Annotated in this window: 9 protein-coding genes and 3 pseudogenes; 6 read left to right on the top strand and 6 right to left on the bottom strand. The window is 65.1% G+C overall.

Annotated features, from left to right (window positions below; translation table 11 throughout):
* The 5 genes and pseudogenes from ACWD4A_RS32855 to ACWD4A_RS32875 all read left to right on the top strand — a co-directional run.
* A partial coding sequence (locus tag ACWD4A_RS32855; RefSeq protein WP_451199722.1) for a transposase occupies positions 1–172 on the top strand: 172 nt, incomplete at its 5' end.
* Between the two features lie 217 nt (positions 173–389).
* Positions 390–1,847 (top strand): NF041680 family putative transposase, encoded by a 1,458-nt coding sequence (locus ACWD4A_RS32860; protein WP_451199711.1) that lies wholly within the window; start codon positions 390–392, stop codon positions 1,845–1,847.
* Positions 1,848–1,930: 83 nt separating this feature from the next.
* Positions 1,931–2,718: pseudogene (locus ACWD4A_RS32865) on the top strand (transposase).
* Positions 2,719–3,059: 341 nt separating this feature from the next.
* Positions 3,060–6,335: a hypothetical protein gene (locus ACWD4A_RS32870; protein ID WP_451199713.1), complete on the top strand. Its 3,276-nt coding sequence runs from the start codon at positions 3,060–3,062 to the stop codon at positions 6,333–6,335.
* A gap of 343 nt (positions 6,336–6,678) precedes the next feature.
* Positions 6,679–6,792: pseudogene (locus tag ACWD4A_RS32875) on the top strand (transposase); the annotation flags it as partial.
* 798 nt (positions 6,793–7,590) lie between these two features.
* On the opposite strand, the gene ACWD4A_RS32880 reads toward ACWD4A_RS32875, so the two are convergent.
* Genes ACWD4A_RS32880 through ACWD4A_RS32895 form a run of 4 tightly spaced genes read right to left on the bottom strand, consistent with a single transcriptional unit; the run spans position 7,591 to position 11,613 of the window.
* A complete protein-coding gene (locus tag ACWD4A_RS32880) occupies positions 7,591–8,229 on the bottom strand; it encodes a LutC/YkgG family protein (RefSeq protein ID WP_451199714.1) in 639 nt (212 codons plus the stop codon).
* Complete coding sequence (locus ACWD4A_RS32885; protein WP_451199716.1) at positions 8,226–9,665, bottom strand: LutB/LldF family L-lactate oxidation iron-sulfur protein; 1,440 nt, start codon at positions 9,663–9,665, stop codon at positions 8,226–8,228. Before ACWD4A_RS32885 ends, ACWD4A_RS32880 begins: the two co-directional genes overlap by 4 nt.
* A complete protein-coding gene (locus tag ACWD4A_RS32890; RefSeq protein ID WP_451199717.1) occupies positions 9,662–10,441 on the bottom strand; it encodes a (Fe-S)-binding protein in 780 nt (259 codons plus the stop codon). Before ACWD4A_RS32890 ends, ACWD4A_RS32885 begins: the two co-directional genes overlap by 4 nt.
* The gene (locus ACWD4A_RS32895) at positions 10,420–11,613 is read right to left on the bottom strand and encodes an FUSC family protein (RefSeq protein ID WP_451199718.1); all 1,194 of its coding nucleotides are present in this window, start codon (positions 11,611–11,613) and stop codon (positions 10,420–10,422) included. The genes ACWD4A_RS32890 and ACWD4A_RS32895 overlap by 22 nt, the downstream gene beginning before the upstream one ends.
* 63 nt (positions 11,614–11,676) lie before the next feature.
* Between ACWD4A_RS32895 and ACWD4A_RS32900 the strand changes: the two genes are divergently transcribed.
* Positions 11,677–12,345, top strand: coding sequence for a GntR family transcriptional regulator (locus tag ACWD4A_RS32900; RefSeq protein ID WP_451199720.1), 669 nt, complete (start codon positions 11,677–11,679; stop codon positions 12,343–12,345).
* A 127-nt stretch (positions 12,346–12,472) separates the two neighbouring features.
* Here ACWD4A_RS32900 and ACWD4A_RS32905 read toward each other — a convergent pair whose 3' ends face one another.
* Together ACWD4A_RS32905 and ACWD4A_RS32910 are read right to left on the bottom strand one after the other, a co-directional pair.
* Positions 12,473–15,004 carry an ABC transporter permease gene (locus tag ACWD4A_RS32905; RefSeq protein ID WP_451199721.1) on the bottom strand — a complete coding sequence of 844 codons (2,532 nt, stop codon included), beginning with the start codon at positions 15,002–15,004 and terminating at the stop codon, positions 12,473–12,475.
* Between the two features lie 80 nt (positions 15,005–15,084).
* Positions 15,085–15,243: pseudogene (locus ACWD4A_RS32910) on the bottom strand (ABC transporter ATP-binding protein); the annotation flags it as partial.

Consider the following 15,243-nt stretch of genomic DNA (forward strand, 5'->3'; position numbering starts at 1 on the left):
CATCGAGTCATCCGAGCGTCTCGGCCGGCACCGCTGGACCGTCGAACGCAGCGTCTCCTGGCTCAACGGCTGCCGCAGACTCCACCGTCGCTACGAACGCAAGCCCGAGCACTTCCTCGCCTTCGCAGGCATCGCAGCCACCCTGATCTGCTACCGCCGACTCACCAAATGAAACGGCTTGGTAGTCGCCCACCTCGACAAGTACGGCAGTCAGCTCCCGAGTGACATCAAACCCGCATGTTGATTCTCTGCAAGCCCTAAACTTGTTCCTTTTCGTCGGCACCGGTCATGTGGTCACTCTTTGGAGTGATCGCAGGGTATGAGGGCGGCCTTCCTCGTGATCCTGAACTCTGCGACGAGATGCAGGAGTTCACAAGGGAGGCCGTGGGATGAGTGTGCTGGTGCGTGCTGGCGAACGGGACGCGTTCGCGGAGCTGTCACGCTTTCGGAAGGCCTTCTACGGGTGTCTGTCCGCGCGGGCGGACGCGTTCTTCGAGCTCACCGACGCGCTGCTGTGCGCGGACGGACCGACGCGGACGCCGGTGGAGCTGTCACTGCTCGCCGAACACCAGCGCGGCTACGGCTCTCTGTACGGGGCCTTGAACCACGGCCGGCTCGACACCGATGCCTTATGTGACCTGCTGATATCCCTGCCTCTGCCACGGTTCGGCGGGCGGATCGTGCTCACCGTGGACGTTTCCCCGTGGCTGCGGTCGGACGCCACCTGCTCGCCCGAACGGCTGTTCTGCCTGGTCCACGGCCGTAACGGTCGTGCCTCGGACCACGTGGTGCCAGGCTGGCCGTACTCGTTCGTCGCCGCGCTCACCCCGGACCGCACCTCGTGGACGCAGGTCCTGGACGTGGTCCGGCTGGGGCCCGCCGACGACGACGCGGCCGTCACCGCCAGCCAGCTGCGGGCCGTGGTCGAGCGCCTGGTCACGGCGGGTCAGTGGCAGTGCGGCGACCAGAACATCCTCGTCGTGATGGATGCGGGCTACGACGTGATGCGCCTGGCCTGGGTGCTGCGCGACCTGCCCGTTGAGCTGGTCGGGCGCCTGCGGTCGGACCGCGTCCTGCGGCTGCCGAAGCCGCCGCGCGTCTACGGCCCCAAGGGCGGTCGGCCGCCCAAACACGGACCGGAGTTCCGTCTCGCGAAGACGGATACCTGGCCCGAGCCGGCGGTGGTGACCATGAACGACACGCCCCGCTACGGCAAAGCCGAAGCCCGCGCGTGGGACCGGGTCCATCCCCGGCTCACCCACCGCTCGGCCTGGATCGACCTGGACGGCGAACTCCCCCTGGTCGAGGGCACGTTAATCCGGCTCAACGTCGACCACCTGCCCGGCGACCGTGACGCGCCACCGGTGTGGCTGTGGTCCTCCGCGACCGGTGCCACTGCGGAAGACGTCGACTTCGCCTGGTCCTGCTACCTGCGCAGATTCGACCTGGAGCACACGTTTCGCCTGTTCAAGCAGTCCCTGGGCTGGGCCCGGCCCAGGCTGCGCGACCCGCAGGCGGCGGACCGCTGGACATGGCTCGTCATCGTCGCGCACACCCAGCTTCGCCTCGCCGTCCCCCTCACCACCGACCAGCGCAAGCCCTGGGAGAAGACCACCCGCCCCGGCACCGCGCTCACCCCGACCCGCGTCCGGCGCGGGTTCAGGAACATCCGCCCCCGCCTCGGCAGTCCGGCCCGTGCGCCCAAACCCACCCGGCCGGGACCAGGACGGCCACCCGGCTCCAAGAACCGGCACCCCGCCACCCGCTACGACGTGGGCAAAACCGTCAAGCGACCCGAGACTCTGATCGAACGAGACCGAAACAGACCGCAGCGATCGCGACCCTGAATACAGAGAGTGACCGCCCGATGTTAAGAAACAAGCTAAAGCCTGTCTCGTAACTCGCGGTCGGGTGCGGCGTTGAGCTGGTCGTGCAGGTCGTCACCACTCAACGCCGCGAGCTCATAGAGGTGTTAACCGGGCTGCGCCCGCGCCAGTTCCAGCGCCTGGTGCGGGCTGTCCACCGCAACGGGGACCGGGCCCTGGACCCGGACCGGCCGGGCCGCCCATGGGCACTGCCCCTGGAGGACCGGGTCCTGCTCGTGGCGATGTACTGCCGTACGAACCTCACCATGCGCCAGCTCGCCCCGCTCTTCGGGATCTCCCCCGCGGCCGTCGGCAGGATCATCAGCCGGCACGGGCCCCTGCTGGCCCTGGCCCCGGGCAAACGCAAGCCCGGACGGCACCACATCCTCATCGTGGACGGCACGCTGGTGCCCACGAGAGACCGGACGGTGTCGGCCTCGTCGAAGAACTACCGCTGCTCGGCGAACCTCCAGGTCCTCATCAAGGCGGACACCCGGGTGGTACTGGCTGTCGGCCGGCCGCTGCCCGGCAACCGCAACGACTGCACCGCCTTCGCCGAGTCCGGCATCAAGGATGCCCGCGGCACCGCGACCGTCCTCGCCGACGGCGGCTACCAGGGCACCGGCACCCTCATGCCCCACCACCGCCAGGCCGGGCAGGACCGGCTGCCCGGCTGCCCGGCTGGAAGGAACAGCACAACACCTCCCACCGACGGGTCCGCGCCCGCGTCGAGCACGCCTTCGCCCGCATGAAGAACTGGAAGATCCTGCGCGACTGCCGCCTGAAAGACGACGGCGTCTTCTGGGCCACCAGCGGCGTCGCCCACATACACAACCTCGCCCTCAACTGCTGATCACAGCGTCACGAGACAAGCTTTAGCGCCCGCTCAGCCATCGCCTGCCCGGGTCCCGGGTGCGCGCCTACTGTGCAAGACCATGAATTTTACCCACCTTCAGAAGCCGGTTGTCACCCTATAGGTGACAGACCATGGATAAATAGGATTCTAACGTTGCCCACGTGACCACCACTCGGTTTTGAAGGCGCAGAAGATCTCAATCACCCGAGCGCGATATCACCCACCGGGCAGTCGTCACAAATCATATCTATGCCCGCCCTGTACAGGAAAAGAGCCTCAGCGCGCCGCTGGGGCGATCTGCATCCAGAATACTGTTCAGTCCCCCCCTCGGAGGAAAAGTGCTGGAATTTAAGAACCGTTTCAAGGATAAGGTTAAGGTCCACTGTTACCTAAGCGCCGCTGGCCTTCCTGAGGAGATGGTCACATGGGGAGATTCGCTGGAGTCAGGGAAGACTTTTATCCAACCCGCGCTCTTTAGCGCTTGGGTTGAGGATGGCTTGCTTTACATCCGCAACACTTACTCCATTCCCGGGTCAACTTACAAGAACTATACGATTGAATTGTTCAGCGACGGGGAGACGGAGAAGCTGGATGGCAAACTCTCGATACCCAACAGTAATCACACCTATGCGGTGAAAGTCGCCGACGGCGCCTCCGAACACACTTTGCAGCAACTCCTTGAGGAGAAAGGCTGGCGGACTGTCGTTAAAATCACCCCACTCCAGGGGGATATCTCTGACGAACGCTATGACGCCCAGCATTTCACTGTCTCTCAAGTAAATACCGGCACCCCTGACCTAGAACCTGAACCCGAAGATGAAGCTCGCAAACAGATCTCCTCTGGAGAGATTGAGCTGGAGCCGCAGTCCGACGATACCTCTGAGGTCGAATACGAAGGCTCCAGGGAAGAAATTCCTGAGATTCTGCGCAAGGAGCCGGTCAAGGATTCCACTGGGAAATGGGTAGAATTCAAGGAGGGCGAGCGCGTTCCGACCGATATCGGCGAGCAGTACGACCGTTTCACGACTTGGCTAGGTGAACCTGGCAGAAGCGGCGTACTATACCGACCCACGCAAGTTTCCATCGAGGAAAAACTTGAGGATGGGTGTCTGGTCGTCTCCTGTCCCGAGAACGACGATTTCAGTGAACTCGAGCTGTATCTCCGCGTTGACAGCGGCATGGTTCCTTATGCTTTTCCCGGTCCGTGGTGCTGCAAGATTCCAGCCGACGGCAGCAAGTACACCGTGAAGTTCAAGCATCACAAGCTGCCCGGAATCTCCATGGAAGATCTCCTAAATGGTCACCGCGGCGCCCTCTTCCTTTTCCAGCCAATCCGCGGAGAATCTCAAGGGTACTACAAAAATTCCGTTCTCGGCGAGTCTGCCCGTGTCCTTGGGGAGGGCGTAACCAAATCTCCTAAGATTCGCCTCATTCGCGGCCTGGATAGGGGCGAGTATCGCGTGAGCTGGGAGAATGGCGCACGCAAATACACGGATCGCGACGAAACTCGTTGGAGCAGGCAGGATCTGTTCTTCAAGGGTAACCAGTCTCGCATTGAGGAGCCCCGCTCCGGTGTCACCAACCTCAAGGACGGGCGTATCGTCTTCCGGTCGGAGCAGAACGACACGTTCACCGCGCTTGTAGCGAACGTGTATGTAAAGCCGACTTCGTCGCATAGTGAGCATTTCTTGGTGGGGGGAAGCGCTCGGGGGATTTCTGGCGAGGTGGTAATCCCGGCCGACGGTGACGAATACGCCGTTGAAGCCATCTTTGGGAGCAATAGCAAGAATATCGAGGATTTTCTTGCAAGTGACAATTGTGTGGTCTCGATTGATATTCACCCAATTGAGAAAGGCTGCCCAGAGAGCGAGTACCCAAAGTCTGATTACTTCCGCGTCAGCAGGGCTGGCGTAAATTCGCCAATCAGCGACGATGCTGGCGACAATGATCAGACCGAGGTTGAGGTGATCGACTCTGTTTCTGTAAGCTTCCCCACAGAACACCCTGATCGTTCCGACGATGCTCCCGAGGCCAACTATTTCCTGGAGAAACTTGATGGCTTCACGTCACAGGGATGGGCTGGTAAGTCTGTCTCCGTGGGAGAGATCGCGACAGATAAATTCCAGGAAGCCCTGAATTTCGCCGAAGAGGCGGTGAAATCGCGCTTCGCTGACCGCAATGCAGAACTGGCAAACCAATTTGTTGTGAATCTGCGAGCTGGATATGAAGAAGCTCAGCCTGTGTTCACAAAAGGAAAGGTGGCTTCACATCTTTTCAATAATGGTTTCGCCGCATGGGGAATGTACGCAGCATTCAAGCCCGACAGTGAGGTAAGCGAGCTGGGCAAGGGATCAGCATTCGCAGGCTTCGCATCGTCCTCCCTCGGAACGATGGACGATTTGCTGAAGGCCGCAAAGGTGTCAAAGGCGGTAGGCAAGGCCGTCGGCAAGGCCGCGCTAGTACTCGGCATCCTATCCGATGGGCTTTCACTGGCAGACAACATAAACAAGGGTGACCGTAAGGCCATCGCAGCAGATACTCTAGCCCTTACCGGAAGTATACTTTCCCTGGCATTCCCTCCTGCCATCCTGCTTTCGCTGCCTTCCATCTGGCTGGCCATTGAAGGTCTCATCTGGGATACCATCCCGACCTACGAAGGCCTTTGCGAAGACCTGCGCAAAAAGATCCTTTTCGTGGCGGACGATTACGCATCGAAGGTCGCACTTCTCCTGGAGATCCAGGCGGTACATACGGCAAGCCTGAACAAAGCAATCGTCGCGGTGCACCTGGAGCAGAACCCCGACCTTAAAATCGGCCCCAACCTCAAGGCATCCATAGAGTTTATTGAACAGCCTGGCCTGATCGAGAAGATCATGAAAAAGGTTGAGAAGGAAGTGCAGGCAGCCATTGCGAGTGGCCTGCTGAAGCCTGCCGTAGACAGCGTCAAGGACGGCATCGAAAATCTCGACTTCGCACCGTCTGACGAAATGATGGCGCGCTTCTTTAACGGGCCAGACGATTTCCGTAAGATGGTACTCGAATGGGACCGGTACCTGCGGAATCTCAAAAAGGATCTGGAAGCGTCCCGGAATATTAAAAACCGCCTGCAAAGGGAACTTGAAGAGAGCTGCCAGGACAGCGAGCTTGCCATTGCTAATATGGCGGCGGAGCAACTGAGACTGCGCCCGGAAAGCGATATCTCGGACGCAATCAAGGAATACTTCTACGCCAAGGCAATCGGATACGAGGAGTCCAGGAAGAAGAACATCGAGATCACCCTTAAGCATATCAAGAATGACCTCCCCCGGATCGTCAAGAGGCTGGAGGAAGTCGAGTTCCTGGAAGAGGATCTCAAGGATGAGCTAGAAAAGATCAAGGGCGATAGTGATGACTACTATCTTTCCCTTTTGAATCCGCTCGCCTATCTCATTACTCAACTCGTGGTGAAGGCGGCTAAGCCGGACTTCACCACGGGGCAGATCAAGGAACTATACAAGGGGTACGTCGAATTCGTTTCAGTCGAGATGGCCGGCCATATTACCGCTAAAGGACTGGCGGCTTGGTCAGAGAACGACCATAACGACTGCTTCCATCAGCAAACGCATCACGAATAAGAGAATACAGCTCTCCAACCTGCTAACCAATGCAGACACTCACTCAATCCCAACGGTACCAGCGAACCCCTTTTAACCTGTCTCGGGAGGTGAAAGGGATGGCCAGGGGGGTGGGGTGATGAGACGAGGCTCCTGGTCGGGGCGCTGGTGTTCTTCACGCACCGCGCTTCGTCCGAGGAGCCTCGCTTGGTTCCGCACCTTTCATGCTCGGTGTCCCCAACGAACTGGTTGAGCATGTCTCATAGCCGGTCCAGGCCCGTCAGCGGGAGCCCGGCACCGATGGCGACAGCTGGCCTCAAGCAGGGTCTGACGGCACTGCTCATCCGCAGAAGAACGGGCCGTCGAGCTGGTCCGGTCCTCCGGGCGACCGGTGACCGAGGTGGCCCGCGAGCTCGGCGTCAGCACCGAGGGTCTGCGCACCTGGGTGAACCAGGCGAAGACCGACCGAGGCGAGCTGGCGGAAGCGAAGAAGGCGAACGAAATACTGGTAAAAGCCGCGGTCTTTTTCGCCAAGGAGATCGTGAAGCAGGCCAGTTGTGCCACTTCATCAACGCGGAGAAGACCACCGACACCGACCCCGGCGGCTACAGCATCACCCTGCTGTGCCAGACCTTGCGCGTGTCCCGCTCCATCTATTACAGCTGACTGGACGCCTGTCCGGCCGCCAGCGCGCGCCAGGCCCGCAGAGGACAGGTCCGCCGATGAGACCCGCGAAATCCATACCGCGTCGCGAGGGTGCTTACGGGACTCCGCAGATGACCGCGAAGCCGCGGCGCTCCGGTCGGCGGATCAACCGCAAGAAGGTCGAGTGAATCATGTGCGAGCGCGACACCTGCGGGGTCACCCGCCTCAAGCGCCGCCATGTCACCAATGCCCGTCTACGCTACCGCCAGCGAGGACGAAGCCCTCACCCCGCTCGCCGAGTTCAGCAAGAAGCGGGAGACCAAGTACCCCGCCGCGGTCCGCGCATGGGAGCGATCCTGGAGCGAGGTGGTGCCCTCCTTGGGCTTCCCACCGCCAATAGGGCCGCAAGCGGTGGACCAGCCGCTGGGAAGAGGCGATGATCGCGTTCGACATCGCATTCGATGGACGGTTCTCGGCCGGACAGGTATAGGTCGATCAGATCGACGAAAAACCTCTACTCCAACCAAGTGGTGAACACCGGCTTTCGTGATACTCCCCTACGAACCCACACCGCCCGCCGATCACGCCGCTTGACGCCAGGATTAGGGTCTGTCAGCACTGGCCGTGATCCTCAGTCACAGGTGATCACAACCGTCAGACGCCGTGGTCCATGAACCCCCTGGACGCGGATCATTTCGATGTCCGCTGTCGCCGACGGGCCGCTGATCCACGTCAGAGGGCGGCTAGGGCTCAGTCGGGTGATGGCTTCCGGCATGGACGAGGCGATCTGGTCCTCGCAGACCACGCAGATGTGGGAGTCCGGCAGCAGGGTGGGAGCCCGGCGGCCTTGACCCGGGCCGGCGTCGAGCACGATGGTGCCGGATTCGGCGATGGCCGCCGCGCAGGTGGTGACGACGGCGTCGGTGGTGTCGAGTTCACAGTGCGGGAGGGGCGGGGTGTCCTTGCGGACCAGGCCGTGCCACTGGGCGAGCCATTCTTCCGGCAGGCCGGGCGGGATGACGGCGGAGCGTGCGCCTTGGCCGTTGAGCACGGCCGCCACCGTCGCGGGGATGTCGGCCGCGGCGACGCGGCGTACTTCGGCGCCGTATTCCTCCAGCCGTTCGACCATCAGGGTCACCGTCGCCTCACGGTCGCCCGCGGAGACGGTGGGGGCGTGGCGGAGGTAGGCACGTGGGATGTCGGCCGACTCGGCCGACAGGTCGGCCGTGGCTTCGCGGATGCGGGTCAGGATGGTGTCGCGTGAGCTCACTTGGTGCCTCCGTCGGTGCGCTTCCACCAGGTGCGGAAGGATTCCTTGGGGATGTCGGGGAGGGCGCGGCTGTCGGTCCAGCCGTGGAGGGGGCCGGGGAGTTTCATGTTTTTCGGGACAGCGACGCCGACCTTGCCGGCGGCCTTGATGGCCGCGTTCCACAGAGGGCTGTGGTCCATGACGCCTTCGACAGCCTTGAGCGCCACTCGCTCCGCCGGGTGTTTGACCTTGGCGTCGCCTTCGGCGATGTCGGCACGGAGTTTGAGGAGGACGTCGGTGAAGCGGATTTTCACCGGACAGACCTCGTTGCAGGCTCCGCAAAGTGAGGAGGCGTAGGGCAGGGAGGCCGTCTGGGGGTCGTCGGGGCCCTTGAGGAGGGGGTTGAGGATGGCGCCGATGGGGCCGGGGTAGACCGAGCCGTACGCGTGGCCTCCGGTGCGTTCGTAGACGGGGCAGATGTTCATGCACGCGCCGCAGCGGATGCAACGCAGGGCCTGCCGTCCGACGGGGTCGGCGAGAGCGCGGGTGCGGCCGTTGTCGACGAGGACGAGGTGGAAGACGCGGGGGCCGTCGCCATCGGTGACGCCGGTCCAGGTGCTGGTGTAGGGGGCCATGCGTTCGCCAGTGGCGCTGCGGGCGAGCATCTGGAGGTAGACCTCCAGGTCGCGCCAGGTGGGGACGACTTTTTCGATGCCGACGACGGAGATGAAGGTGTCGGCGAGGGTCAGGCACATCCGGCCGTTGCCCTCGGACTCGACGACGCACAGGGTGCCGGTCTCGGCGACCATGAAGTTGGCGCCGGAGACGGCGACCTTGGCTTTGAGGAACTTCTCGCGCATGTGCAGGCGTGCTGCTTCGGCGAGTTCTTCCGGGTCGTCGGTGAGGTTCTCGGGGGCCGGGCGGCCGTACTTGCCCATCTCGCGGACGAAGATGTCGCGGATCTCGCTGCGGTTGCGGTGGAGCGCGGGCACGACGACGTGCGAGGGCAGGTCGTCGCCGAGTTGCACGATGGTGGCGGCCAGGTCGGTCTCGCGGGCGCTGATCCCCGCCGCTTCCAGGGCGCCGTCGAGGCCGATCTCCTCGGTCAGCATCGACTTGACCTTGACGATCTCCGTCTCGCCGGTGGCTTTCACCAGGTCGGTGACGATGCGGTTGGCCTCTTCGGCGTCGGCCGCCCAGTGGACGGTGCCGCCGGCCGCGGTGACCCGTTCCTCCACCTGTTCCAAGTAGGTGTCGAGGTGGGCGAGTACGTCGTCCTTGAGGGCGGCGGCGGTGTCGCGGAGGTCCTGCCAGTCGGGGCGTTCGTCCACCAGGACGGCGCGCTTGCCGCGGATGGTGTGCGTCGCGCGACGTACGTTGGCGCGCAGCTGTTCGTCTGCAGTGGCAGCCACCGCGGCCTGGGGGAACTTGGGCCATCCGACGAAGGTCTTGCTCATCGCCGTGCTCCCGCCTGGGCCATGGGCACTCCGTCGAGGGGACCGTCGGCCTCGGTCCTGGCCAGGATCTCCACCAGGTGCACGGTCCGTACCGGGTGGCCGTCCTTGGTGAGCCGCCCGCCGATGTTCATCAGGCAGGAGTTGTCGACGGCGGCCAGGACGTGGGCGCCGGTCTCCAGCACATTCCGGGCCTTGTCGCCGTTCATCGCCCCGGAGACCGCGCCGTTCTTCACGGAGAAGGTGCCTCCGAAGCCGCAGCACTCCTCCTGGGCGGGCAGTTCGACGAAGTCGATGCCCTTGACGGCGCGCAGCAGTTGGTAGGGGCGTTCGCCCAGACCCATCGCGCGGAGGCTGTGGCACGTCGGGTGGTAGGTGACGCGGTGCGGGAAGTAGGCGCCCACGTCGACGACACCGAGTTTGTCCGTCAGATAGGTCGTCAGCTCGATCACTTTGGGCGCGATCTCGCGTACGTCCCGGAGCAGCGCGGCGTCTCCGGCCGCTTCGGCGGCAATGGCGTAGGCCTCGGAGGGGAGCCCTCCGCATGAGGCGGAGGGGACGATGATCTCGTCGTACTCGCCGAAGACCTCGACGAAGTGCCGGGCGAGTTTCGCGGTTTCCTTGCGGTAGCCCGTGTTGTAGTGCATCTGGCCGCAGCAGCTCTGCCTGGACGGGAATTCCGGTTCCACTCCCAGGCGCCGGAGCAGCGAGATCGTGGCCCGTCCAGTGTCGGGGTACAGCGCGTCGTTGATACAGGTCACGAAGAGCGCGGTGCGCATCGTGCCTCCTTTTCCCAGCGGGGTGGGCTGGTGGTGGGGTGTGGTGGAGAGGTATCGGGTGTGGTGGTTCCGTGTAAAGCGGCGGTGTCGTTCGCGGGGAGCGGCCGTGTCTCTGCCGGGGGGTCCCGCGGCGTCGCCTCCGCTTCGGCCAGCTTTTGGGCGGGTGTATCGGAACTGCGGCGTTTTCCGGGACAGCGTTTCGAGGGCCACAGGATGCAGCCGAAGAGCAGGGCTATGGCGCATCCGACGGCCGTGTCGGTCAGACGTGCCGTGATGTCCGGTTCCCCCGTCGGCGTGTCCGGGTGGGCGAGGATCAGCATGATCACGCTGACAAGTGCCGTGTGCAGGGCGTACGCCTTGTCCGTCGCTCCCGGGAGCACCGCGCCGACCACCAGGGCGAGCGCCGTCATCGTCCAGTCCTCCCGGTAGTGGACGAGTCCGGCCACGACCAGGACACCGACCGCCGTGCCCGCCGCGCGGTGCAGCACGCGGGCGACGACCGAGTCGTCTTCGAGCCGGAAGACCAGGGCGGTGGTGAGCGGAAGCCAGGCGGCGTGGCCCGGGTGGAGCAGGGCGGCCACCGCCGCGGCGAGGGCGACGCACAGCGCCAGGCGCAGACCGTCGGTCCACCGGCGTACGTCGGCCAGGGTGCGCAGCCCGGTGCGCAGGGAGACGAGGAGCTTGCGCGACAGGGCCTCGCGTCGCCACAGCGTCGCTGTGGCGAGCCACAGTGCCATGGGGGTGCAGCCGAGCAGGTAGAGCGGTATCGCATGGGTCAGGGGGAGGGAACCCGCCAGGCCCATGCCGGTGGTGGTGAGGATCATCAGCTTGAGTCCGGCCAGGGAGCCGCCCGGTCCCCATCCGCCGAGCAGCCCGGCAACGAGTCCCGCGAGGGCCATCGCCGCTGTCTGCTCCGCGGCCGATCGTGCCGCGAGGCAGCCCAGGAGCACGCCTGCGGATCCCCCGGCGATCACGCCGGTGAGGCGTGCGAGCTGCTGGGCCGATATGCCGCCGATGTCGGCGTTGATCGTGCACAGCGCGCCGAGCACGACGAGGATCGCGCCGACGGGGTGCGCGAGGGACACGGCGCTCGTCAGCCCAGCCACGAGGACGAGGCCGCCGCGTGCGGTGCGGCCCCAGGGGATACCAGGGACGGTCGGGATGGACACCATGATGCATCTAAGCATAGATGGAAGATGGGATCGATGGTGGCCGGGGTCGGGCACAATGAGGGCATGACACAGCCAAAGCCGACCGCCGAGCGCGCGTATGCCCACGTCAGAGAGCGATTGCTGGACGGCGGCTACACGGGCGGCGAGCTTCTCTCGGAGGGTGGTGTCGCCCGCGAGCTGGGCATGTCCAGCACTCCAGTGCGGGAGGCGTTCCTGCGGCTCCAGGCCGAGGGGTTCCTCAGGCTCTACCCCAAACGCGGCGCGCTCGTCGTACCCGTCGCCCCCGGTGAGGCGTACGCCGTGCTCCAGGCACGGCTCCTGCTGGAGCTCTTCGCCCTGGACGCGCTGGCGGCCCGGGGCTCCGAAGCGCTGTGTGCGGCCGGCCGGGCCCTGAAGCAGGAGGAAGACGGGAAGGACGACGGCTCCTCCCCCGCGCGGAGGGCTCTGGAGATCGCCCGGAGTTTCCACACCCGCCTGGTGCGGGCCGGTGGCAACGCGGTGCTGGCCGACATGTACGACACGCTCTGGGACCGGCAGCTCCGCGTCTCCGCGGCCGCGACGGCCGACCCCGCCCACGCCGCCGACGACATCAGCGAACACGCCGCGATCACGGACGCCCTGTGCCGCGGAGACGCCGCCGAGGCTCGCGGACTGCTCACACGCCACATCTCGGCCGTACTGCACCGGACCGGCTTGGCCGGGGAGCCGACGCTGCCACCGCCTGCCGTCTGACCCCGAACGGCGTGTTCAGCTGTACTCACGAGTCGGCCCCGACGTGCGCCAGCCCCGGTGGCCGATGAACGATGGGCCCGGGACGTCCCCATCCATACGTCCCGGGCCCATCACGGTGTTACGACGGCTACTCGGTCTTGATCGCCTCCAGCATGTTCAGCCTGGCGGCGGTACGGGCCGGCCAGAGCGCGGCCAGCACACCCACCGCCCCCGCCAGGGCCAGGAAGAGGGCGGCCTCGCCCCAGGGGAAAACCGTCGAGTAGCCCGGAAGAGAGTGCTTGAAGGTCTGGCCGACGGCCCAGGCGAGGAAGGCCCCGAGGGCCATGCCGGTCGCGGCGCCGAAGACCGAGATGACGACCGCTTCGAGGCTCATCATGCGCTTGACACAGCGGCGGTCCAGGCCGATGGCCCGCAGCATGCCGATCTCTTGGCGGCGTTCGAACACGGACATCGCGAGAGTGTTGACGACGCCGAGAACCGCGATCACCAGGACCATCCCGAGCAGGCCGTACATGATGCCGAGCATCTGCCCGAGCAGACCGCCGAAGTAGTCCTTCATCTCCCGTTTGTCCATGATCTGGACCGCCGGGTTGCGCCCGAGCGCGTCGATCAGTGCCTTCTCCCCGGCCACGCTCACACCGCCGTCCAGCTTGACGAAGATCTCCCGGATATCGGGCTTCCGTTCGTGGGTGTCGAACAGCGCGGCCGAAGCGATGACCGGCGAGAGGCGGACGTTGTCCTTGAACACCACGCCGACGGTGAGGTTCGTCTTCGTGCCGTCGGCGTATCCGGCAGCGATCTCGGAACCGGGCTTCCAGTGGCGGCTCTCCGCGGTCTTCTCGGAGACGGCGATCCGGCCCGCGCCGAGGCCGTCCAGCGAACCGGCGACCATCTTGATGTCGATGAGCTTCTCGATGTCGCCCGGGGTGACAGCGGAGACCGGCAACTCGCCGTCATCGGTCGTCAACGACGACGCGCGCACCGGGGAGACCGCGACCGTGCCCGGCACCTTGCGCAGCGCCGTCACCGCTTCCTCTCCGAGTCCCGTCTCCGAGGCCCTCTCCATGACCATGTAGTCGGCTTTGATGTTCGCGGTGGTCATCTCGTCGAGAACCTGACCGACCGAGGCGCCGAGCACCGTCACGCCCATGACCAAGGTCATGCCGATGGCGAGAGCGGAGGCCGTGGCGCCGGTACGTCGCGGGTTGCGGGCCGCGTTCCGGGCGGCCAGTTTGCCGGAGACACCGAACGCCTGGGCCAGCGCGGGGCGCGTCAGCGCGATCACCGGCCGGGACAGCAGGGGGATGAGCACGATGACGCCGATCAGCATCAGCAGAGCGCCGCCCACGATGCTCGTCAGGCCCCGGGATCCCGATGCGGCGCCATCGAGAATCGACAGTGTGCCGACGAGCATAGCCAGGGCCCCGGTGCAGTTGCGCACCACCAGGGACTTGACGGGCAGGGCCGCGTGCACGCTCTGCATCGCGGCAACCGGGGGGACTTTCGCGGCCCGGCGGGCAGGAAGCCAGGCGGCGAGTGCTGTGACACCGGTGCCGGCGACGAACGCGAGGAAGACCGTACCCGTGGTGATGACCAGCGGGCCGGACGGGAGGCCCGCTCCCGTCGAGTTCATCAGGGCGCGCAACCCTGTGGCCAGGCCAATACCGACAACAAGGCCGGCCGCGGAGGCGGCCGAGCCGACCACCAGCGCCTCGGCGAGCACGGAGCGACGGACCTGCTTGCGCGAGGCTCCGACGGCGCGCAGCAGGGCGAGCTCCTTGGTGCGCTGGGCGATCAGCATGGTGAAGGTGTTGGAGATGAGGAAGACGCCGACGAAGAGCGCGATACCGGCGAACCCGAACAACATCAGGGTCATGCCGGTCAGGTCCTGGGACGTCTTCCGGGCCCGCTGCTCGGCGAGTTCCTTGCCGGTTTCGGCCTTGGCGCCGGCTGTCAGCGGCTCGACCTCGGCGAGGATCTTTGTCGCGGCCACGCCGGGCTTGGCGGTGACGGTGATCTGATGGAACGAGTTCGGCGCGAGATAGATCCGCTGGGCGGCAGGGGTGGTGAAAAGGGCCAGGCTGCCACCCGCGTTCACACCGTCATCGTCCTGGGTGGTGAAGACCCCTGACAGGGTGTACGTCCTCACCGGCCCGTCGGCGGCGATCCGTACCCGGTCACCGACCTTGTACTTGCCCGTGGCCGCTGTGCCCTTGTCGAGTGCGACCTGGTCATCTCGCACGGGACCGGATCCGTCGGTGAACGTGTAGGAAGGGTCCTTGCCATCCGGACTCGGCGTGAAGTTCCCGCCCTGGTTGGAGTGTTGGCCGATCATCTTGCCCTGACGGTCGGCGACTCCGGCGAACCCGCTGACGCGCCCGGTGGCCGTGTCGACCCCGTCCAGGCTCCGAATCCTGTCGAGTGTCCGTTGGCTGAGGCCACCGCCTCCCTTCGCGTGATCGTCGCGGTCGGCCGCAGACGTGACGACGACCGCGATCTTGTCGTAGCTCTTGGACGACTGGGCGCGGAACGCTCGGTCGACGGTATTGGAGAAGACGAGGGTGCCGGAGACGAAGGCGACGCCGAGCATGACGGCGAGCACGGTCATCAGCAGCCTGGCCTTGTGCGCGAGCACGTTGCGCAAGGCGGTACGGAACATCAGTCAGTCCTGTGGGGAAGCCCCTCGCCACCGTGGGGCGGGCCGGGGGAAGCTGGGGAGGGCTGGGGCAGGGGCGGGCGTCAGCTCGTACGGCCCTTGGCTCCGAAGCCAAGAGTCCGGGGGTTTCCACTGGTAAAGAGGCGTATGCGGTCGAGGACGGTGTCGGCGGTGGGCCCGTACAGCTCGTCGACGATGCGGCCGTCGGCGAGGAAGACGACGCGGTCGGCGTAGGAGGCGGC

Source organism: Streptomyces sp. NPDC002537, from assembly GCF_053594975.1.